This window comes from Glutamicibacter sp. V16R2B1, assembly GCF_005774635.1.
Taxonomy (GTDB): Bacteria; Actinomycetota; Actinomycetes; order Actinomycetales; family Micrococcaceae; genus Glutamicibacter; species Glutamicibacter creatinolyticus.
Map to the genome: position 1 here is coordinate 1 of NZ_VATX01000010.1, position 20,104 is coordinate 20,104.

At 67.3% G+C, this 20,104-nt stretch carries 17 protein-coding genes and 2 tRNA genes; 10 read left to right on the forward strand and 9 right to left on the reverse strand.

Annotated elements, in window-relative coordinates; all coding sequences use genetic code 11:
- Window positions 1-268: 268 nt before the first annotated feature.
- Window positions 269-341, reverse strand: a tRNA-Asn gene (locus FDN03_RS06380).
- 123 nt (window positions 342-464) lie between these two features.
- Window positions 465-1,547, reverse strand: a complete 1,083-nt coding sequence (locus FDN03_RS06385; protein ID WP_138175198.1) for a glycosyltransferase family 1 protein — start codon at window positions 1,545-1,547, stop codon at window positions 465-467.
- Between the two features lie 227 nt (window positions 1,548-1,774).
- Between FDN03_RS06385 and FDN03_RS06390 the strand changes: the two genes are divergently transcribed.
- The 7 genes from FDN03_RS06390 (at window position 1,775) to FDN03_RS06410 (ending at window position 9,892) form a co-directional block, all read left to right on the forward strand.
- Window positions 1,775-3,016: an MFS transporter gene (locus FDN03_RS06390; RefSeq protein ID WP_171021151.1), complete on the forward strand. Its 1,242-nt coding sequence runs from the start codon at window positions 1,775-1,777 to the stop codon at window positions 3,014-3,016.
- A 280-nt stretch (window positions 3,017-3,296) separates the two neighbouring features.
- Complete coding sequence (locus FDN03_RS06395; protein ID WP_138175202.1) at window positions 3,297-4,817, forward strand: aspartate aminotransferase family protein; 1,521 nt, start codon at window positions 3,297-3,299, stop codon at window positions 4,815-4,817.
- Window positions 4,814-6,214 (forward strand): SidA/IucD/PvdA family monooxygenase, encoded by a 1,401-nt coding sequence (locus tag FDN03_RS06400; RefSeq protein ID WP_138175204.1) that lies wholly within the window; start codon window positions 4,814-4,816, stop codon window positions 6,212-6,214. The genes FDN03_RS06395 and FDN03_RS06400 overlap by 4 nt, the downstream gene beginning before the upstream one ends.
- A gap of 10 nt (window positions 6,215-6,224) precedes the next feature.
- A complete protein-coding gene (locus tag FDN03_RS16770) occupies window positions 6,225-7,070 on the forward strand; it encodes a GNAT family N-acetyltransferase (protein WP_249354366.1) in 846 nt (281 codons plus the stop codon).
- On the forward strand, window positions 6,968-8,218 hold the full coding sequence (locus FDN03_RS16775; protein ID WP_249354368.1) for an IucA/IucC family protein: 1,251 nt from the start codon (window positions 6,968-6,970) through the stop codon (window positions 8,216-8,218). The genes FDN03_RS16770 and FDN03_RS16775 overlap by 103 nt, the downstream gene beginning before the upstream one ends.
- Window positions 8,109-8,663, forward strand: a complete 555-nt coding sequence (locus tag FDN03_RS16780; RefSeq protein ID WP_249354370.1) for a ferric iron reductase — start codon at window positions 8,109-8,111, stop codon at window positions 8,661-8,663. The genes FDN03_RS16775 and FDN03_RS16780 overlap by 110 nt, the downstream gene beginning before the upstream one ends.
- A 131-nt stretch (window positions 8,664-8,794) precedes the next feature.
- Window positions 8,795-9,892 (forward strand): alanine--glyoxylate aminotransferase family protein, encoded by a 1,098-nt coding sequence (locus FDN03_RS06410; protein ID WP_138175206.1) that lies wholly within the window; start codon window positions 8,795-8,797, stop codon window positions 9,890-9,892.
- A 182-nt stretch (window positions 9,893-10,074) separates the two neighbouring features.
- On the opposite strand, the gene FDN03_RS06415 is transcribed toward FDN03_RS06410, so the two are convergent.
- From FDN03_RS06415 to dusB, 4 genes are all read right to left on the reverse strand, one after another.
- A tRNA-Asn gene (locus tag FDN03_RS06415) sits at window positions 10,075-10,147 on the reverse strand.
- Window positions 10,148-10,201: 54 nt separating this feature from the next.
- Entirely contained in the window at window positions 10,202-12,082 is a 1,881-nt protein-coding gene (gene dnaG / locus FDN03_RS06420; RefSeq protein ID WP_138175208.1) for a DNA primase, read from the reverse strand.
- A 77-nt stretch (window positions 12,083-12,159) separates the two neighbouring features.
- Window positions 12,160-13,446 carry a deoxyguanosinetriphosphate triphosphohydrolase gene (locus FDN03_RS06425; RefSeq protein ID WP_138175210.1) on the reverse strand — a complete coding sequence of 429 codons (1,287 nt, stop codon included), beginning with the start codon at window positions 13,444-13,446 and terminating at the stop codon, window positions 12,160-12,162.
- Window positions 13,447-13,485: 39 nt separating this feature from the next.
- Window positions 13,486-14,679 carry a tRNA dihydrouridine synthase DusB gene (gene dusB / locus FDN03_RS06430; protein WP_246049750.1) on the reverse strand — a complete coding sequence of 398 codons (1,194 nt, stop codon included), beginning with the start codon at window positions 14,677-14,679 and terminating at the stop codon, window positions 13,486-13,488.
- Window positions 14,680-14,782: 103 nt separating this feature from the next.
- Between dusB and FDN03_RS06435 the strand changes: the two genes are divergently transcribed.
- The 3 genes from FDN03_RS06435 to FDN03_RS06445 all read left to right on the forward strand — a co-directional run bounded on the left by FDN03_RS06435 (window position 14,783) and on the right by FDN03_RS06445 (window position 17,280).
- A complete protein-coding gene (locus FDN03_RS06435; RefSeq protein ID WP_138175214.1) occupies window positions 14,783-15,241 on the forward strand; it encodes a hypothetical protein in 459 nt (152 codons plus the stop codon).
- On the forward strand, window positions 15,241-16,866 hold the full coding sequence (locus tag FDN03_RS06440) for a DUF5671 domain-containing protein (protein ID WP_138175218.1): 1,626 nt from the start codon (window positions 15,241-15,243) through the stop codon (window positions 16,864-16,866). The genes FDN03_RS06435 and FDN03_RS06440 overlap by 1 nt, the downstream gene beginning before the upstream one ends.
- Window positions 16,867-17,025: 159 nt before the next feature.
- The gene (locus FDN03_RS06445; protein ID WP_138175220.1) at window positions 17,026-17,280 is read left to right on the forward strand and encodes an LLM class flavin-dependent oxidoreductase; all 255 of its coding nucleotides are present in this window, start codon (window positions 17,026-17,028) and stop codon (window positions 17,278-17,280) included.
- 148 nt (window positions 17,281-17,428) lie between these two features.
- On the opposite strand, the gene FDN03_RS06450 is transcribed toward FDN03_RS06445, so the two are convergent.
- Genes FDN03_RS06450 through FDN03_RS06460 form a run of 3 tightly spaced genes read right to left on the reverse strand, consistent with a single transcriptional unit; the run spans window position 17,429 to window position 20,076 of the window.
- The gene (locus tag FDN03_RS06450) at window positions 17,429-17,731 is read right to left on the reverse strand and encodes a hypothetical protein (protein ID WP_007321360.1); all 303 of its coding nucleotides are present in this window, start codon (window positions 17,729-17,731) and stop codon (window positions 17,429-17,431) included.
- Between the two features lie 12 nt (window positions 17,732-17,743).
- A complete protein-coding gene (locus FDN03_RS06455; protein ID WP_068256101.1) occupies window positions 17,744-19,711 on the reverse strand; it encodes a cation-translocating P-type ATPase in 1,968 nt (655 codons plus the stop codon).
- On the reverse strand, window positions 19,708-20,076 hold the full coding sequence (locus FDN03_RS06460; protein ID WP_007321358.1) for a metalloregulator ArsR/SmtB family transcription factor: 369 nt from the start codon (window positions 20,074-20,076) through the stop codon (window positions 19,708-19,710). Before FDN03_RS06460 ends, FDN03_RS06455 begins: the two co-directional genes overlap by 4 nt.
- Between the last annotated feature and the right edge of the window lie 28 nt (window positions 20,077-20,104).

Consider the following 20,104-nt stretch of genomic DNA (forward strand, 5'->3'; position numbering starts at 1 on the left):
AAGGCAGCTGAGCAAGTGTCAGATGACGAGCCAATCGGCCCGGAGCTTTATGGCACCGGCGCTAGTACCGAAGATGGACAGTTCATCAGAAGAGGCTGGATTCGAAACAGCTACTAGTCACTGGTCTTGAAGGTGTCTGGCCTTGGAACACGCCCGGGCCAGACACACTTTATTGCCTATAGCCCCAAAAGCCCGCCGGGCAGGAGGCAGATCAGGGGGAAATGACAATGGCCCTGATCCGTAAAACACGGATCAGGGCCTTTCAAAGCTCCTCCAGTTGGACTTGAACCAACAACCCTTCGATTAACAGTCGAATGCTCTGCCTATTGAGCTATGGAGGATCGCAACGTGTAATATCTTAGCACTGGCCAAGACCCGTTTCCAAATCCAGCAATGGAGCGTCACCGACATTGTTTCTCGGCCCGGTCGACCGTTATGAAAGCCCGAAAAACCAGGCAGTGGTCTTATTTCCGCTTCCGGTATTCAGTGATCGCTAACTGGGCCAGATCGATCAGTTGTTCGGCAGATTCGTCCCATGAGTAATCGGCGGCCCGTTCGAGGGATCGCTGCGAATATTCCCTCCACACTTCCCAGTCATCTAGACGCTGGATCTGCCGGGCAAATCCCGGGGCGTCATCCGGATCCACGTAGAGTGCCGCTTCCTGCGCGACTTCCCTAAAGATCGGCATGTTCGTCACCACAACCGGAGTCCCAACGCTCATCGCCTCCACCAGCGGCAAACCGTAGCCTTCCTCCCGGGACAGAGTGACCAGGGCCGTGCATTGGGCCAACAGTTCCTGATACGCCTCTTCACTGACCCCGTCATGGAAGATCACCGTTGCGCTCGCGGGAATCAACGCCTCCAGTTCGCTGCGCCGCGCAGCGCTGATTGGACTGAGCAGATGCAAGCTGTGCTCCGGCAAGCAGGCCATCGCCCTAATCAGGGTCTCCACGTTCTTGTATTCCATGAACGAGCCCATATACAGCAGGGACTTTTCCGGCTTCACATCCTGGGCTCGCGGAGCCGCCTGGCCGGTGGGCGCATTAGACACCAGCCCAATGTGCTTCCTGGTCAACCGATGGCGTTTCATCAGCCCGGCAGTGGTGTTGGAGACCGTGGCAACCGCATCCGCCCGATTGAGCAGCAGCCGCTGTGGCCAATACACCTGATGGAACAGAAACCAGCCCGCCCGGATGGGAGCCGGCAGAAACTTGGGCGCCCTCGGGTGCGCATAGTAAATCAGGTCATGCAGGGTGAGGATCACCGGGAACTTGCGACCCAGCGTTCCCATCGTCTGCATGGGTGAAAACACGACGTCCGGACGCAGTTTGTTAACCTGCAACGCCACCAGTGGTTCCAGGGGCGAGGTGGGAGAAGTGACCTTCAGGTAGGGAACGTCGGGCAACATCGATAATTGGCGCAGATCGCTGACGAGCATGGTGACATCCGCCCGCTTGCTCACGGCCTCAATCAAACCTGCCGTATACCGGCTGATGCCATCATGGTGATTGATACGGGTATAGCGGGCATCGATGACGAGTTTCACTCTTCGGGTCGCCTTACGTTCGCTGGTCTCAACCCTCTCCACATTAGTGGCTGATCCGGACCGTTACCTGTTGCGCCACCGCTCTTTCCTGGACACTGTCTGCGCAACGAGTAGGGGTTTTATCCAGTCCGGTGGATGACCTGCTGGTAATCTCCAAAGGACCGGCGGCTTGGCTGCAGAAGACTGTAACGAGGCGGAAGGAAGGAGGCAGGAAAATGACTGACCAATTGGCCCGTTCGCAGCGATTCCTGCTTTCCTCCAACTCCGCGGATGCGGCAGGGCGGGCTGCGGCCGACTTCATTATCGACCTGGTCTTGGTAACGACGCTGGGGGCCAGTGCCTTTCAGATCGGCGTGCTCAACGCGCTTGGATCGGTGGCGTTTGTTGTGGCGGCGATCCCGGTGGGACATCTGGTGGACCGGCACGGCGCCCTGCGCTGGTTGCGCGTGGGGTTGGCCGGAAAGCTTGCCCTGCTCCTGGTCTTGACCCTGCTGCTGGCCACCAACCAATTGACCGTACCCGCGGTCCTGCTGCTGGTCACGGTCTTGGGACTGGGCAACCTGGTGGTTGAAACCGCGCAGATCTCTGCGGTGCCCGGGCTCAATGATCCGACGAAGTCGACGAGCGGAATCACCAGGCTCGTCGCCCGGCTCACCGCCGCGGACCAGGCCCTGAGCATCATCATTCCCGCATTCTTTGGGCTGCTGATCAGCCAGCTGGGAGCCAGCACGCTGATGGCCCTGGCTGCCGGCCTGGGTTCCGCGGCGCTTCTGCTGGCCCAGCCCATCCGCAACCATAGTTCGGCCTCCGGCGCCTCGATTAAATCGCCCCGCCCGCAGCCCCAGGGCAATTGGCGCAGCGGACTGACGCTGCTGTTTGCTGATCGGCGACTGCTGGCGGTCACGGCCCTGGTGACCTTGTGCAATGCGGGCTTGGCGGTGGGTGCGGCTGTTGAGTCAATCCTGATCCTGCGCCATCTTCGGCTGGGACCGCAGTGGTTTGGCGTGATTACCGCGTTCGGGGCCGTGGGCGGCTTGCTGGGCGCGGCTTTTTCGGAGCGGATAGTGCAGCGCATGGCGCTGCCTCGCTTGACGGTGCTGACCGGATCCTTCCAGCTCCTGCTCGCAGGGCTGGTGTTCACCTCTTATTTCACGGTGCCTTACGTGTCCTTGGCCTTGCTGCTGGCCCAATCTCTGTTGTGGGGCGTGGTACTGGTCATCTTCAACATTGCCAGCATGTCGTGGGTGACGACGATCGTTGACCCGGCGTTCGTGGGCAGGGTCAGCAGCGCCCGGCGCCTGTTCACCTTCGGTGCGGTGCCGGTCGGCTCCCTGGCGGGTGGCGCAATTGGCTCAACCGTGGGAATCTGGGCGTCCTTGCTGTCCTGGTGTCTGTTGTGCGCCGTGGGCACTTTGAGTTTTCTCCTGCTGTGGAGAGGCTCCTTGCGCACTCCCCCCGCTGAGCTCTGACACCGAATCCAACAGGCCGCGGTGCCCTCGTTGAGACCCTGGCATCAATGGCTTCGCAGTCGCGGCAGAGCCGCGGGAGCTTCACATTACGGTCTTCATGCTGTCGGTGACGGGCATCATAAATCACTGCATTCTTCCTCGGTGTCAATATCAGAAAACTCCGAGGCGATTTCGAGTTGATCTGCATCGAGTTTGCAATACGTTACCTAGTTGTGATGTTAATGAGTTCCCATTAGGCAAGCCTGACCAAATATCATGTAATCAGCTTGAGGACTACGCCATGGGCACCTCCCTTCAGACTCTGCGGCCACAACGGCGGCAACCGACCACGCCCGAGGACACGCTGCTGTGCGGCGCCACCGCGACGCGATTCCGAGAGGAAACCGAAGACGCGCTTCATCGGGCCACACGCCAACTGCAACAGGCCAATTCCCCCACCACCGGTCCCTCCCCCACCGACTTGGCACCACGCATCGAGGCCGTTGACCTGGAAACACCGCTGGGTTCCAGCGCTGAGGTCTTTTCCGAACTGGAGGAGCTGTACCTGCGTGATGCCGTGTACTTCCACCACCCGAAGTACGCCGCGCATTTGAACTGCCCCGTGCTCATCCCGTCGGTGGCCGCGGAGGCGTTCGTCAGCAGCCTGAACACGTCCATGGACACCTTCGACCAGAGCGCCGGCGCAACCCTGATCGAACAACGCCTGGTGCAGTGGAGCGCCGGGCTCATCGGATTTGCTGTCTCACGGGCGGACGGCATCTTTACTTCCGGCGGCACCCAGTCCAACGTCCAGGCGATGCTGATTGCGCGGAATCGGGCAGTGGCCCGTCTGGACGGCCCGTTGCCGCACCGGCTTTCGCAATCGCGCATCTACACCTCCGCCGACGCCCATTTCAGCATCGCGAATGCCGCCATGCTGCTGGGCCTGGGACAGGACGCGGTGCGCAGCATCCCCACCGATGCCCGCCACCGCATGGACAGTGTGTCTCTTTTCGAGCAGCTTGAGCGGGACGTGGCCGCCGGACTTGTGCCGATGGCGATATCCGCCACCGCTGGCACCACTGACTTCGGGGCCATCGACCCCCTCTCGGATCTGTCGGCCCTCGCCCGCCGGTTCGGGGCCTGGCTGCACGTTGACGCGGCCTACGGCTGCGGTCTGCTGGTATCACCGCGCCACCGGCAACGGTTGGCGGGCATCGAGCAGGCCGACTCGGTCACTCTGGACTTTCACAAGTCCTTCTTTCAGCCCATCGGCTCCAGTGCGCTGGTCCTTCGCGAGGGGACGGACTTTGACTCCATCAGGCACTACGCCGACTACCTCAACCCCCAGGCCGCCGCAGCGCAAACCCCGAACCAGGTCGACAAGTCGCTGCAGACCACCCGGCGGTTTGACGCGCTCAAGCTCTGGGTGGGGTTGCGCACGATCGGCGCGTCAGCCATCGGCACCATGTTCGACCGGGTCATTGAGCTGGCCGGCGAAGCGCAGGAGCTGATCGGGCTGCGCGCCGAGCTGCGCCTTGAAGCACCGGTGCAGCTGAGCACGGTGGTATTTGGCTTCAACCACCCCACCGAGCCGCTGCCCCAACACCACGCGAACACGCTGAATGACGCGATCCGCCAGCGGCTGTACGAGCGGGGCCAGGCCATGGTCGCCGCCACCACCGTGCAAGGGCGTCGCCTGCTGAAGCTGACCCTGCTCAACCCCAACACCACGGTGCGGGACCTGGAGGAGATCCTCGACCTGATCTGCCAGGCCGGCTACGAGCTGCTCGCCGAGAACTTCGCGAAAGGACGCCCATGACCAAGCACACCGCCCAGAGCGCTTCCGGGACAGCCAGCACTCCGGCGGAGCACTTCGACGTCGTGGCCATCGGGGCCGGACCCTTTAACCTGGGGTTCGCGGCACTGGCCGAACCCCTGCAGGATCTGTCCCTGGCCGTACTGGAGGCCGATGACCATTTTGCCTGGCACCCGGGAATGATGCTGGAGGGGGCGCACCTGCAGGTGCCCTTCATGGCGGACCTGGTCACCATGGCGGATCCGACCAGCCGGTATACGTTCTTGAACTACCTGAAGCAGCACGGGCGGATCTACCCGTTCTATATCCGGGAGAACTTCTACGCGCTGCGCAACGAATACAGCAACTATTTGGCCTGGGCCGCCGAAGAGCTGCCCAGCGTGCGCTTTGGCCACCGCGTCATGCAGGCCAGCTACGCCAACGGCCGCTACCTCCTGCTGGTGCTCACCAATCGCGGCATGACCACGATCAGCGCCGACCGGCTGGTCATCGGCACCGGTTCCCAGCCCTACGTGCCGCCGATCGCGAACGAGGCCGCCCAGGCGACCGGGCGGCTGGTGCACAGCAGCCGCTACGTGTTCTCCCGCCCGGAGCTGCTCAGCGCCGACGGCGAGCGCCCAAAGGTCGTCACGGTACTGGGCAGTGGTCAAAGCGCGGCAGAAATCTTCCTGGATTTGCTGCAGCACCTGCCGCAGGAGGACCACCTGGTCTGGGCCACCCGCTCAAACCGCTTCTTCCCGCTGGAGTACACCAAGCTCACCCTGGAGATGACCTCCCCGGAGTACATCGACCACTTCCACGCCCTGCCAATGCGCCGTCGCGATGAACTCTCCGCCCGGCACAAGGGACTGTACAAGGGCATCAACGCCGACCTGATCGATGAGATCCACGAGCAGCTCTACCAGCGCAGCGTGCACGGCCGCCCGCCGGTGCATCTGCGCACCGGCTGCACTGCCACCGCCATCGAGGCCGGATCCGGCACCGCCGAAGACGCACTGCAGGTGACTTTGCGCCACGAGGATGACCACCGTCAGCTGCGCTTTGGCACCGACCACCTGGTGCTGGCCACCGGCTACCGCACCGGGGCCCCGGACTTCCTCTCCGGCATCGACTCGCGGCTGCGCCGGTTGCCGGACGGGCGGCTGGATGTGGACCGCAACTATGCGGTGGGTGTGCACCAGGACATTTTTGTGCAGAACGCCGAACTGCACACCCATGGGTTCACCGCCCCGGACCTGGGCATGGGCGCATACCGCAACTCGGTGCTGCTGAACCGGATCACCGGACGCGAAGCCTACCCGGTGGAGCAGCGCATCGCGTTCCAGCGGTTTGGGGCCGCCGGGCTCGAAGGCCTGCCCACCGAACACCGGGAAGCATCCAACACCGTGCTGAAGGACTAGGAGACAGACGATGAACGCCACCGATTTCAGCTTCCGCCCGTTGCGGCTGCCCGAGGATGCGGCCCTGCTGCACCGCTGGGTGAGCACCGAACAGGCCCGTTTCTGGGGTCTGACCGGGGCCAGCAGGCAACGGGTTCAGGAGGAATACCGCCAACTGCTGGCCACGAAGGACTACCGGGTGCTGCTTGGGGAGCGGGACGGGCAACCGCGCTTCCTGGTCGAGCTCTATGACCCGGCCACCTCCCCGCTGGCCGAGGCCTACCACGTGGTGCCCGGGGATGTGGGACTGCACCTGCTGGTCCCCGCCCCACCGGCCGCGGCAGAACCCGGTTTCACGCTGGCGGCGATGACCGCCGCACTGGCCCACGCATTCACCGGGCCGGGCACCGAACGGGTGGTGGTGGAACCCGACCTGGCCAACAAGCCGATCCAGGCACTGAACGCCCGGGTTGGGTTCCGCCCGGCGGGCCAGGTGCGGCTCACCGAAGCGGACGGGTCGCAGAAGCACGCACTGCTCTCGCTCTGCACCCGGGCCGACTTTGAACAGGCCACCGGGCTGGTCCCCTCCCCCGGGCATTTGCGGCCCGGGCACTGGCAGCAGGCCCACCACCACCTGCTGGCCAAGGCCATTGGCGAGTTCAGCCATGAACGGCTGCTGCACCCGCAACCGCTGCCGGAGGGCCGCTACCGGTTGAGGGGCACGGGCACCGCTACGAATTCCAAGCCCGCCGCTACCTGCTGGAGCATTGGCAGGTGCAGCCGGCTTCGCTGCGCCATTGGGTGTTCACCGATCAGGCGTGGCAGCCGGACACCGTGGACGTGCTGGACTTCGTCACGGTGTTCGCCCACGAGCTGACCCTCAGCCCCCAGCAGCTGCCCACCTATGTGGAGGAGCTGACCAGCACCCTGGCCAGCCACTGCTACAAGCAGCAACACGCGCAGCAGGACAGCGGGCAGCTGGCCGAGTTCGCCGGCACCCCCGCCCAGTCCTTCCAGCGCATCGAGGCCGCGATGACCGAGGGGCACCCGTGCTTCGTGGCCAACAACGGGCGCATCGGGGTGGGGCGCGGGGACTATCTGCGTTATGCCCCGGAAATCGGGGCCGACACCCCCTTGGGCTGGGTGGCGGCCCACCATAACCGGGCCACCTTCACCCACCTTGGTGCAACACAGCCCCAGGTCCAGGCACTGGATCACCTGCTGCGACAGCAGCTGGGCGCGGCGGAGCTGCGCAGGCTGCGCGGGCAGCTGGAACACCTGCTGGCCGGCACCGATCGGGACCCGGATCAGTACCTGCTGATCCCGGTGCACCTCTGGCAGTGGGAGCACCGCCTGGCGACCACGTTCGCCAACGACGTGGCCCGTGGTGAGCTGCTCTGGCTGGGCCACGGGGCGGACCGCTACCAGCCGCAGCAGTCGATCCGCACGTTCTTCAACCTCAGCCACCCGCGGCGCCACTATGTGAAAACGGCGATGTCGATCCTGAACATGGGGTTCATGCGCGGACTGAGCGCCGACTACATGCAGGTTACCCCGGCGATCAACGAATGGCTGCAGGAGCTGTTCGACACCGATGAGTTCCTGCGCGACGCCCCGGTGGGGCTGCTGCGCGAGGTCGCGGCGGTCGGCTACCGCAACCGGCAGTACGAGGCGGCCACCACCCCGGGCGCCGCGCAACGCAAGATGCTCGCCGCGTTGTGGCGTGAATCCCCGTTGGAGGCACTGGAACCGGGGCAGAACCTGGCCACCATGGCGAGCCTGCTGCATGTTGACGGGCAGGGCCACAGCTTCGTTGGGGCTTTGATCCGGCGCAGCGGGCTGCCGGCGCGCACCTGGATGGAACGCTACCTGGACGCCTACCTGATCCCGCTGGTGCGCCTACCTGATCCCGCTGGTGCACTGCCTGGCCGCCTACGACCTGGTGTTCATGCCGCACGGGGAGAACGTGATCCTGGTGCTGCGCGACGGGGCGGTGGACAAGGTGCTGCTCAAGGACCTGGGTGAGGAGATCGCGGTGCTCTCCGACCGGGTGCAGCTGCCCGAGCACATCCGGCGGGTGCGTACCGGCGGGGATCCGGTGCTCTCGGTGTTCACCGACGTCTTTGACTCCTTTTTCCGCTTCCTGGCTCCGCTGCTGGATGCCGAGGGGCTGCTGGCCCAGGAGGAGCTTTGGGCGCTGGTGGCCGAACGGCTGCTGCGTTACCGACGCCAGAACCCGGCCCAGGCGCAGCACTTCGACGCGCTGGGACTGTTCACCGAAGCGTTCCCGCTCTCCTGCCTGAACCGGCTGCAGCTGCGCAACAACCAGCAGATGCTGGATTTGAGCGACCAGTCCTCGGGGCTGCTCTATGCCGGGGAACTACAGAACCCGCTGTCCGGGTTGGGGGATCCGGCGGCGGTGCTCCCCGGGCGACCGCTGCGCGACAAGCACCTGACCGGGACAAGCTAGCGCGCAGGGGCGCGGGTGGCGGCCCGGCGCGGTGCTGTCGGCAGCCGGGTGTGAGCTAGCTTTCACTTCGCCCCCCACTTCCGCCTAGGGTGGAACCAGGTGCGCCAACCCCTCGACGAAAGTGAGCAATTATGAGCAACCTGGTTCCCGTCCGCCACCTGTTCGGTCCCGGCCCGTGCAACCCCTATCCGGAGGCCACCGCCGCCCTGGGTCTTCCGCTGCTGGGTCACCTGGACCCGCTGTTTATCGAGCGCATGGACCGGGTGTGCGACGGGCTGCGCACCCTGTGGGGAACCGAGAACCGGCGCACCCTGCCGTTGAGCGCCACCGGCTCGGCCGGCATGGAGGCCGCGTTCGTGAACACCATCCGCCCCGGGGATGTTGCGGTGATCGCGGTCAACGGCTTGTTCGGGGAACGCATGTGCGAGGTCGCTGCCCGGGTGGGCGCCGAGGTGGTGCGCGTGGATCACGAGTACGGCACCCCGGTGGACGCCCAGCGGGTTGCCGATGCGCACCCGAACCCGGCGGTGATTGCCGCGGTGCACGCGGAAACCAGCACCGGGGTGGTCTCGGACATCGCCGCGCTGGGCGCGATCAAGGGCGATGCCCTGCTGATCACCGACGCGGTCACCTCCATCGGCGGCATGCCGGTGCTGGCCGATGAATGGGGCATCGACATCGGCTACGCCGGATCGCAGAAGTGCATTGGCGTGGCCCCGGGCCTGGCCCCGTTCACCATTTCCGAGCGCGCCTTCGAGCGCCGGGTTGAACGCCCGCAGTCCTGGTACCTGGATCTGGGGCTGCTGGGCGGCTACACCACCGGGTCCACCGGCGGTGGGCGCACCTACCACCACACCGCCCCGGTGGCGATGGTCGCCTCCCTGGAGGCCGGCATCAACCGCATCCTGGAAGAGGGCCTGGATGCGGTCACCCGCCGCCACCAGGAGGCGGGTACTGCGCTGCAGGACGGGATCCAGGAGATGGGCCTGGAATTGTTTGCCGCCCAGGGCCACCGCCTGCCGCAGCTGACCAGCGTGAAGGTTCCCCAGACCGTGGATTCGGCGCGGGTGCGCAAGTACCTGCTGGAGCGCTTCAACATCGAGATCGGCGCCGGGGTGGGCAAGTACGCCGACTCGGTGTGGCGCATCGGCCTGATGGGCCCGAACGCGAACCCGGGCTCGGTGGCGCTGCTGCTGGCGGCCCTGCGCGAAGCCATCGACAAAGCCTAGCCACTTCTTCCTCCCGGCGGCGCCCGGTCCGGACCCCTTCCCGGGCCCGGACCGGGCGCTTGTTCTGTGCGCGGGGCCTTTTTGGGGGAGAACTTTCGGATCACCGGTCCTCGATGAGGTGGTCCAAGGGGTGCCCGGGCATGGAAAAGGTCCCGGATCCATGGGATCCGGGACCTTGTGAGCTCCTCCAGTTGGACTTGAACCAACAACCCTTCGATTAACAGTCGAATGCTCTGCCTATTGAGCTATGGAGGATTGCAACGAGATTTAACTTTACCCGAGCGGATTCGAAAAGCCAAAATCGGCCACTCAGTTCCCGCGCAGGATCCTTCGCCGCATCTCCAGCTCCATCAACTCGCGGTTGATCTGGCTGTATTCCTCACCTTGCGGGTCCAGCTCGGCCCGTTGCAGCCGGCCGATGAGCTCCGCCTTGCGGTGTGTGATTTGCAGCTCAATCAGCCCGTTGATGATGTCCGTGCAGTAGCGGGCCAGGCTGTCCTCATCGGAGGCCGGGATCGAGGTCACCGCGATCTCGGAGACCAGGGAGCGCAGCTGCTCGGGCACCTCGTCACGGATGACCTGCACCCAGGCGCTGGCAGAGGCCCCGGCGGAGCTGGCCGCGACGATCCCCGAATGCACCGCGGCGTGGGCCGGGGCCATGAAGCGGGCCTCGTAGAAGGCCTGCCACTGCTCGTTGCCCAGCCGCCCGGGCTGCTGGATCACCACCTCCAAGGCCTGGCGTTCCAGGCGCACCACCGGGTCGCGGTGATCGGGGCGTTCGAACGCCGGCTGGACGGGCTCGGTGGCCGTGGCCCCGTTCTGGGCCGGGACCGGTTCCAGGTCCGCGGCCCGCGGCAGCCGGGCCCGGCGGATCGCGGCCTGCACCGCCCGGTTCACATCCTCGTTGTCCATCCCCAGCCAGCCGGCCAGTTCCCGGGCGTAGGCCGGGCGGATGGCCGAGTCGCGGATCTGCCCGACGATCGGTGCGGTCTTGCGCAGCGCCTGCACCCGCCCCTCGACGGTGTTCAGGTTGAACTTCTTCAGCTCGGCGCGGATGGCGAACTCAAAGAGCGGGCGCTTGAGCTCGATCAGTTCCCGCACCGCCTCATCCCCGCGGTTCACCCGCAGGTCACAGGGGTCGGCCCCGGTGGGTTCGACGCATACATAGGTTTGGGCGATGAAGCGCTGGTCTTCCTCGAAGGCGCGCAGCGCCGCCTTCTGCCCGGCCTCATCGCCGTCGAACGTGAAGATCACTTCCCCGCCGGTGCCGTCATCCTGCAGCAGCCGGCGGGCAATCTTGATGTGGTCGGTGCCGAAGGCGGTACCGCAGGTGGCCACGGCGGTATCGATCCCGGCCAGATGGCAGGCCATCACGTCCGTGTAGCCCTCCACCACCACGATCTGCCGGTTCTTGGAGATCCGCTTTTTGGCCAGGTCGATGCCGTAGAGCACCTGGGATTTCTTGTACAGCTGGGTTTCGGGGGTGTTCAGGTACTTCGGGCCCTGGTCATCCTCGTAGAGCTTGCGCGCCCCAAAGCCAATGGTGGCCCCGGCCAGGTCCCGGATCGGCCAGGTCAGCCGGCCGCGGAACCGGTCGTAGAGGCCGCGGTTCCCCTCGGAGAACATGCCGGTGAGCTTCAGCTCCTCATCCCGGAACCCCTTCGAGCGCAGGTGCTTGAGCAGCCCGTCCCAGCCCTTGGGCGCGTAGCCGACGCTGAACTGGTTCGCCGCCTGCGCGTCAAAGCCGCGCCCGGTGAGGAAGTCACGGGCCGTGGCCGCCTCCTCGGTGCCCAGCTGGGTGCGGAAGAATTCCTCGGCCACCTTGTGTGCGTCCACCAGGCGCTGGCGCTTGCCGTATTCCTCGCGGCGCGGCCCGCTGCCGCCGTCCTCATAATGCAGTTCGTAGCCGATGCGCCCGGCCAGCAGCTCCACGGTCTCGGTGAACGAGGAGTGGTCCATTTTCTGGATGAACGCGATCACGTCCCCGGACTCGCCGCAACCGAAGCAGTGGAAGGTGCCCAGCTGCGGGCGGATGTGGAAGGAAGGGGTGCGCTCATCGTGGAAGGGGCACAGCCCCTTGAAGGAACCCACGCCCGCGGATTTGAGCGTGACGTAGGAATCGACGACCTCCTTCAGGTCGGTGCGGTTGCGCACCTCGTCGATGTCTTCGCGTTTAATCAGCCCTGCCATGACCCTCACTCTAGAGGCGGTGTACCCGCCTGCTTATTGGCGTCAACGCGTTGTGGATGACGCCGCATTCCCGAGCGCTAGAACAGGCGCTCGTTGAAGCTTTCGCCCTTGACCAGGGTGGCGTGCCATTCCTTGGCCGACGCGTCGGTGAGCGATGCGACCTGGTCGACCACCACCCGCAGCCGCTCGTCGTCATCGGCCGCGTCGCGCCAGTCCGCGGCGAAGATCGGCTCCAGGTACTTCTCCTCGGTCTCCATCAGCAGGTTGACCAGGTCGGTGAGCAGCGCCCGCTGATCGGCGTACAGCGGCTGGCGTTCGGTGTCGGTCATCACATAGGTGGCCGCGATCCCCTTCATCACCGCGATCTCGTGTTCGGTCTCGGTGGGCACGATCAGCTGGGCGTTATAGCGGGTCAGCGCCCCGTTGCCGTATTCGGCGCGGGTCGCGTCCATCGCGGCCTGGCAGAAGCGGCCAATGAACTGGCTGGTCATGTCCTTCAGCGCGGCCAGCGAACGGCGCGACCCGTCGGCGTGCGGCACCCATTCGGCGGTGTGCTCCAGGCGCGCCAGGGCCGCCTCGATGTCGGCCAGCTCGGTGCCGGGCAGGTACCACTGGCGGGTGACCTCCAGGGCCTGTTCGCGCTGGCGGGCGTGGCGCAGCCAGCGCAGCTGCAGGTTCCCGCCCACGATCGCGTCCTCCACATCGTGCACCGAGTAGGAGATGTCATCGGCCAGGTCCATCACCTGGCCCTCCATGCACACCTGGCCGGGGACGGTGTCCGGGCCCTCCCGCAGCCAGTTGAACACCGGCAGGTCATCCAGGTACGCCCCAAACTTGGCGGTGGGCTTGCCGTCGTGGCGCAGCGGGGCCGTGTCCCGGGTCCAGGGGTACTTGCAGGCCGCGTCCAGGGAGGCGCGGGAGAGGTTCAGCCCGGCGCTGGCCCCGTTGTGCCGGAAGGTCTTGGTTTCCAGCCGGGTCAGCAGCCGCAGCGTCTGCGCATTGCCCTCAAACCCGCCGATGCCTGTGGACAGCTCGTTCAGCGCCTTTTCGCCGTTGTGTCCGAAGGGCGGGTGGCCCAGGTCGTGGGCCAGGCAGGCGGTGTCCACCACGTTGGGGTCGCACCCCAGCGCGGCGCCCAGTTCGCGGCCCACCTGGGCCACCTCCAGGGAGTGGGTCAGTCGGGTGCGCACAAAGTCATCCGAGTAGGGGGCGACGACCTGGGTCTTGGCGCCCAACCGGCGCAGGGCCGAAGAGTGCAGCACCCGGGCGCGGTCCCGCTCGAATGCGGTGCGGTAGGCCTTCTTGGCCGGTTCCGGTACCCAACGCTCCTGATCAGCTTCGATATATCCCTGCAGTTCGGTCATGGAAACCAGTCTAGTGAGTTTTGGTCGGCACCCCGGGCGTTATCCACCGGAGATGTCCAATTCGGCCGCGGCGATCATCGCCTTGTGCTTCTCATCCATTTCCCGGCTCTCCAGCCAGCCCTCGGGCAGGTGGGTCTTCTTCGGGTGCCCGGCCCGGCCGCGGGTGCCTTCCGCGTCGGCGCCCGGGTAGGGCATCTCCAGGTCCAGGGAGTCCAGCAGTTCGCGCAGCTCGGCCAGGGTGGGGACCTTGGCCAGGGCGGAGCGGATCTCCCCGCCGACCGGGTAGCCCTTGAAGTACCAGGCCATGTGCTTGCGGATGTCGCGCATGCCCTTGCCCTCGTCCTCGAAGAACTCGGTGAGCAGCTCGCCGTGCCGGTAGACGGTGTCCGCGACCTTGCGCAGGCCCGGGCGGAACCGGTCGGCGCGGCCCTCGAAAGCGGCCTGCAGGTCGCCGAACAGCCAGGGCCGGCCCTGGCAGCCGCGGCCCACCACGATCCCGTCGATGCCGGTCTGCTCCACCATCGCCACCGCGTCCTCGGCGGAGAAGATGTCCCCGTTGCCCAGCACCGGCACATCGGGCAGCGCCTCGCGCAGGGTGGCGATCGCCTCCCAGTCGGCGCGGCCGGAATAGTGCTGGCGGGCGGTGCGCCCGTGCAGCGCCACCGCCGCGACCCCGTGGTCGCGGGCGATCTTCGCCGACTCCAGGTAGGTCAGGTGGTCCTCGTCGATGCCCTTGCGCATCTTGATGGTCAGCGGGATCTCGCCCTTGGCGGCCTCGGAGGTGGCGGCGGCGATGATCGCGGTGAACAGGTCGGTCTTCCATGGCAGGGCCGCTCCCCCGCCCTTGCGGGTCACCTTGGGGACCGGGCAGCCGAAGTTCAGGTCGATGTGGTCGGCCAGGTCCTCCTCGACGACCATGCGCACCGCGGCGCCCACGGTCTTGGCATCCACCCCATAGATCTGGATGGAGCGCAGCTGCTCGTCGGCGTCGTGGGAGATGATGCGCATGGACTCCTGGTTGCGCTCGACCAGGGCGCGGGCGGTGACCATCTCGGTGACATACACCCCACCGCCGTATTCGCGGCACAACCGGCGGAATGCCCGGTTGGTGATGCCGGCCATGGGGGCGAGCACCACCGGGGTCTCGATGGTGTGCTTGCCCAGTTGCAGGGGCGGCAGCTCGAGTTTGGTGGGCGTCTGGGGCACGGCGGGGGTATCGGATAGCAGGGTCACCGAACCATTATCCCAAAAAGTTTGGCGTGGTGGGCTGAGATCTTCATCAAACCGAGACCACCCCGGGCTGGCCTTCGCACCCGCTGATGCGCAGAATTGGGTCATGACTAGTATTGCCGCCTCCTCGCGACGGCTGGTGTGGGTCCTGGCAGGACTGTGCGCGGTGGTGCTGATCACCGCCGTGAGCGTGGTGCTGCTGCGTCCGGGCGGCGCCCAGCTGCCGGCCGGTTCGCCGCAGGCCGCCACCCAGTCCTACCTGAACGCCTACTCGGCCGGTGACTGGGAGCAGGTGCGCGGGCTGTCCGTGCAGCCCGGGCAGCGGGCCTGCAACGACGGGCAGGGGCTGGAGGAGGTGGGGATGGAGCTGGTGTCCGCTTCCTCCACCGGCTCCACCGCGACCGTGCGGGTGCGGATGAACATGCTGCACCTGGAAGGACCCCTGTCCGTGGGGGTGGGCGGCTACGAGGATGAGTTCCAGCTCACCCGCCGGGACGGGGTCTGGAAGGTCAGCCTGGCGCCGTGGCTTGTGGCGTTGTGCACGGATGAGGAATTGGGGTACTGATGATGGCCACCTCCCTGGCTGCCGCGCCGCGCAGCACCGTGGGCACCGTGCGGGCCCTGGTCATGCACGGCCTGCTTTTTGTGTTGTTGATGATCTTCACCTCCGGGCTGGCGGCACTGATTTCCTCCGCCCTGTCCATGGCCGGCGCCCCGGAGGCCGATTCCGGTGCGTTGCCGATGGCGTTGGCCGCCACCGTGGTGGCCGGCCCGCTGGCCTGGGTGCTGTGGCGGGCGTTGGTCCCGCGGTTGGCCGCCGGTCAGGCGGGGTCGCTGATCTACTCGATCCAGGCGGCCCTGGTCTACCTTCTGGGCCTGGGGATCGGGTTCAGTACGCTGTGCACGTTGCTGGGCCGTCTGGCCGGGGGCAGCACGGTGGGCTGGCAGTCCGCAGTGGGCACGGCCGCGGCCTGGGGGCTGTTGTGGATGTGGCAGCACCGGGTGCTGCGCTCCGCGCGGCTGGCCCCGACCCGGCTGCCTTCCCTGGGCTGGGTGGTGGGCTGCTACTGGGTGTTGCTGGTGGCGGCGCTGAGCCTGGCCTCGCTGCTGCGCACCGCCGTGGCCGCGCTGGGGGCTTCCGGCGGCGGTGAACTCCTGCCCTCCGCCGGTCCGCTGGCGCAACTGGCGAATCTGGGGGTCTGGGTGCTGCTGGGGACCGTGGCGTGGGCCTGGCACTGGTTCGGGCTGGGCGTGCGCGTCGAGCCGGGGGCGCTGGCCCAGGTGATGCTGGTGGCCGGGGTGGCCGCGGCGTTTTTGGCCGGACTGCTGGGGCTGGTGTTCGTGGTGGAGGTGCTGCTGCCGCTGCACCTGGATACGTTCACCGACCGGCTGGCTGACCGGTTGCCGGTCGCCGCCGGGTTTGCCCTCTCCGGCAGCCTGGTGTGGGCGTACCTGGCCGGGGTGCTGGGCACCGGTGGGCCACGGTTGCGCGAGGCCGGGCGCCAGGTGCTGGCCGGGATCAGCTTGGCGGTCGCGGCAACCGGATTTGGGATGGTCATCAATGCACTGCTGGCCACCTTCTCCCCCTCCCTGTCCGGCAATCATCCGGCCGATCTGCTGCGGGTCGGCCTGGCCCTGCTGTGGTGCGGGCTGCTCCCCTGGCTGTTCTACTGGCGTCCGGGCCGGGCCGTGGACCCCGAGGCCCGCAAGGTGTACCTGGTGGTGTTCTTCGGGGCCAGCGCCGTGGTGGCGCTCGGTGCGCTGCTGGCCCTGGTGTACCAGATCTTCGACTACTACCTGGGCACCGGGCCGTCCGGGACGAGCCTGCTCGGTGAGATCCGGGCTCCGCTGGGGCTGCTGCTGGCCACCGCCGCGGTGTTCGCCTACCACTTCGCGCTGTGGCGCGCCGACCGGGAAGCCCTGGCGCATGGCACCGCCGGTCCGCCCTCCCCTGCGGCGGAACGCACCCCGGCTGTGCTGCTGGTCACCGATGCGGCCCACGCCGCCCTGGCCGAACAGCTGGCGGCCGCGACCGGGCTGCCGGTCCAGCACCTGCGCCAGAGTCTTCCGGCCGCGTCGGTGCCGGAGCTGCCGCTGCTGGTGCAGCAGCTGCAGCGCCTGCCGCAGGACACGGCCCGCGTGCTGGTCATCGCCGAGGGGGCCGAGCCGCGCCTCATCCCCCTTCACTAGGTGGCGGACCACGGCCCGGATGCGGCGCCGCTCACCTTGTTCACGTCGATCTTCCACAAGCAATCGGTAGTTGACTAGGCAGGAATGAAACTTGGGTGAAAAGAGCTTAACCCGAGTGACAGCCCGCCCGGGGCGGTTGATCAGCGAACGGAAGATGTGATGACCAAGAAGATCGGTTTCCTCAGTTTCGGCCATTGGGGCGGCTCGACCACCTCGCCGGTGCCCGACGGCCCGGCCGCGGTGCGCCAGATGGTGGATTTGGCGCAGGCCGCCGAACGGGCCGGTTTCGACGGCGCCTGGGTGCGTGTGCACCACTTCGCCCATTCGCTCTCCGCGCCGTTCCCGCTGCTCTCGGCCATGGCCGCCCGCACCAGCACCCTGGAGGTCGGCACCGGTGTGGTGGACCTGCGTTAGCGCATGCCTGGGTTGTAGCACTTGTTGTCAGCGTCGGCGCGCTCTACAGCACAACGTTGACGGCAATCCTGGCTGGTTTTCGATGAAGGCGGCTCTTCCTGCGCTGAGCGTAGGTGCGATGATCGCGCAACCCGGCGGTGCTCCACCCTCATAGAGGCGCATCGAGTACTTCGCGCAGCTGATCGACGGTGGGCGAACCAGCCAGCCCGGCAGGAGTGCGGAACACTCGACAGGCGAGCCCCACCGGCGTGTGCTCGTCGGCGAAGGGGTCGGAGCCGTCAATGAGGACGGTCGGGGACCCGTGGAACCCGAGGCGGGCGGCGTCCTCGGCAGTCTCGACTCGCTGATGCACGACGCGGACGTCCGATCGGCCGTCGAGGGCCTCGGTGAGCCGCCGGTCGAGCACCTCCCAGTTCGGGCACCCGTCGAAGTACTGCAACGTGATCTCCACGATCCACTCCTCTCAGGCTCTGTCCGCGCGGACCGCGGCCGGTGACGCCGTCTCAGGCGACGCAGCCGCCGCTTGGCTCTTGCGGGCACGCGCGGCGCGCAGCCCGTTGGCGATGACGACGACCTCGGCGACTTCGTGGACGAGGACGACTGCGGCCAGGCCGAGCACGCCGGTGATGGCCAGCGGCAGCAGCACGGTGATGATCGCCAGGGACAGCACGATGTTCTGGTTCATGATCGCCCGGCCTCGGCGGGCGTGCCGCAGAGCCTGCGGGATCAGGCCGAGGTCGTGACCGGTGAAGGCGACGTCGGCGGACTCGATCGCGGCGTCGGATCCGGTCGCGCCCATCGCGATGCCCACGGTCGCACCGGCCAGGGCGGGGGCGTCGTTGATGCCGTCGCCGATCATCGCCGTCGGCGAGGCCTTAGAGAGCTGGGCGACGATGCGGGCCTTGTCCTCGGGCCGCAGCTCGGCGTGCACGTCGCCGATCCCAGCGAGCTGCGCGAGCGCGTGCGCGGTGCGGGCGTTGTCGCCGGTGAGCATGCTCACCTCGACGCCCTGGGCCCGCAGCGTGCGCACGACCTCGGGGACCTCGGGGCGCAGCTCGTCGCGGACGCCGATCGCCCCGGCCAGTTCGCCGTCGACGGCCACGAGCACGCAAGTCTGGCCCTCGGCCTCCAGGTCCTCGACCCGGGCCTTGAGCGGCCCCGCGTCGATCCAGCGGGGGCTGCCCACCGTCACCCGGCGGCCGTCCACCATGCCGCCAATGCCGTGCCCGGCCTCCTCCGTCACGTCCTGCGCGGCGGGCGCTCCTTGGCCCGCGGCGGCGATGGCGGCGGCGAGCGGGTGCGTCGAGTGCTGCTCCACGGCCGCTGCCCAGGCGAGCACCTGGGCGTCGTCGAACCCGTCGGCGGCGACGACGGCCGTGACCTCGGGCCGGTTGCGGGTCAGGGTGCCGGTCTTGTCGACGGCGAGGTGGCGGATGCCGCCGAGGCGCTCGAAGGCGGCACCGCTCTTGATGACGACGCCGAACTTCGTCGCCGCGCCGATCGCGGAGACCACGGTGACGGGCACCGCGATCGCCAGCGCGCACGGGCTGGCGGCGACGAGGACGACCAGGGCGCGGGTGATCCAGGTCTCGGGGTCGCCGAGCAGCGAGCCGAGCACGCCGACAAGGACGGCGAGGACCATCACGCCGGGCACCAGCGGGCGGGCGATCCGGTCGGCGATGCGGGCCCGGTCGCCCTTCTCGGCCTGGGCCTGCTCGACCAGCTCCACAATGGTGGTCAGCGAGTTGTCGGTGCCCGCCGCGGTCGCCTCGACCTCCAGGACTCCGGCGGTGTTGATCGCGCCCGCCGACACTGCATCATCGGGCGCGACCTCGACCGGGATCGACTCGCCGGTGATCGCCGACGTGTCCAGACTGGAGCGGCCAACGCGGACCAGGCCGTCGGTCGCGACCCGCTCGCCCGGGCGGACCAGCAGCACGTCGCCGACGGCGATCTCCTTCGCCGGGATCTCGACCGAGGCACCGTCGCGCAGCACGGTGGCGGTCTCCGGCACGAGCTTGAGTAGCGCGCGCAGGCCGCCGCGGGCGCGGTCCATCGCCTTGTCTTCCAGGGCCTCGGCGATCGAGTACAGGAACGCCAGCGCGGCGGCCTCTTCGACGTAGCCGAGGATGACCGCGCCGACGGCGCTGATCGTCATCAGCAGCGCGATCCCCAGCTTCCGCTTGACGAACAGGTTCCGCAGCGCGCCGGGCGCGAACGTGTACGCGCCCAGCAGCAGGCCCGCCCAGAACGCGACCAGCGCCGCGACGTGCAGCCCCAACCACTCCAGCAACAGGCCGATGCCGAACGCGACGCCGGAGAGGATCGGCACCACCAGGCCCGGGTCGCGCCACCACGGGCGCTCGGCCTCCTCCTCCACCTCCTCGGCGGCGCTGGCGGCCGGCTCGTCGCAGCCGCAGGCCGCGCTCACGAAGCGTCCTCCGAGCCTGTCGCGGCGCAGCAACCGGGCACCGAGCAGTGCGGGTCGATGCACGGCGCGCTCTCGTCCACCGCCAGCGTCACGTCCACCAGCGCCGTCAGCGCCGCGGCCAGGTGTGGGTCGGCGATCTCGTAGCGGGTCTGGCGGCCCTCGGGCTCGGCGACCACGATCCCGCAGTCGCGCAGGCAGGTTAGGTGGTTCGACACGTTCGACCGCGTCAGCCCCAACTCGCGCGAGAGCACGGCGGGGTGGCTCGGGCCGTCGAGCAGGGACATCAGTATCTTGGAGCGCGTCGGGTCCGCCATGGCCCGGCCCAGCCGGTTCATGACGTCGAGGCGCGAAGCAATAGTCAGCATGCACTGAACTATACAGTGCGTGCTGACC

Bases quoted from the DNA above. Each gene is read 5' to 3' on its own strand.
- FDN03_RS06395 (WP_138175202.1), top strand. From the start codon at position 3,297: ATGGGCACCTCCCTTCAGACTCTGCGGCCACAACGGCGGCAACCGACC.
- FDN03_RS06400 (WP_138175204.1), top strand. From the start codon at position 4,814: ATGACCAAGCACACCGCCCAGAGCGCTTCCGGGACAGCCAGCACTCCG.
- FDN03_RS16770 (WP_249354366.1), top strand. From the start codon at position 6,225: ATGAACGCCACCGATTTCAGCTTCCGCCCGTTGCGGCTGCCCGAGGAT.
- FDN03_RS06410 (WP_138175206.1), top strand. From the start codon at position 8,795: ATGAGCAACCTGGTTCCCGTCCGCCACCTGTTCGGTCCCGGCCCGTGC.
- dnaG (WP_138175208.1), bottom strand. From the start codon at position 12,082: ATGGCAGGGCTGATTAAACGCGAAGACATCGACGAGGTGCGCAACCGC.
- FDN03_RS06425 (WP_138175210.1), bottom strand. From the start codon at position 13,446: ATGACCGAACTGCAGGGATATATCGAAGCTGATCAGGAGCGTTGGGTA.
- FDN03_RS06435 (WP_138175214.1), top strand. From the start codon at position 14,783: ATGACTAGTATTGCCGCCTCCTCGCGACGGCTGGTGTGGGTCCTGGCA.
- FDN03_RS06440 (WP_138175218.1), top strand. From the start codon at position 15,241: ATGATGGCCACCTCCCTGGCTGCCGCGCCGCGCAGCACCGTGGGCACC.
- FDN03_RS06445 (WP_138175220.1), top strand. From the start codon at position 17,026: ATGACCAAGAAGATCGGTTTCCTCAGTTTCGGCCATTGGGGCGGCTCG.
- FDN03_RS06460 (WP_007321358.1), bottom strand. From the start codon at position 20,076: ATGCTGACTATTGCTTCGCGCCTCGACGTCATGAACCGGCTGGGCCGG.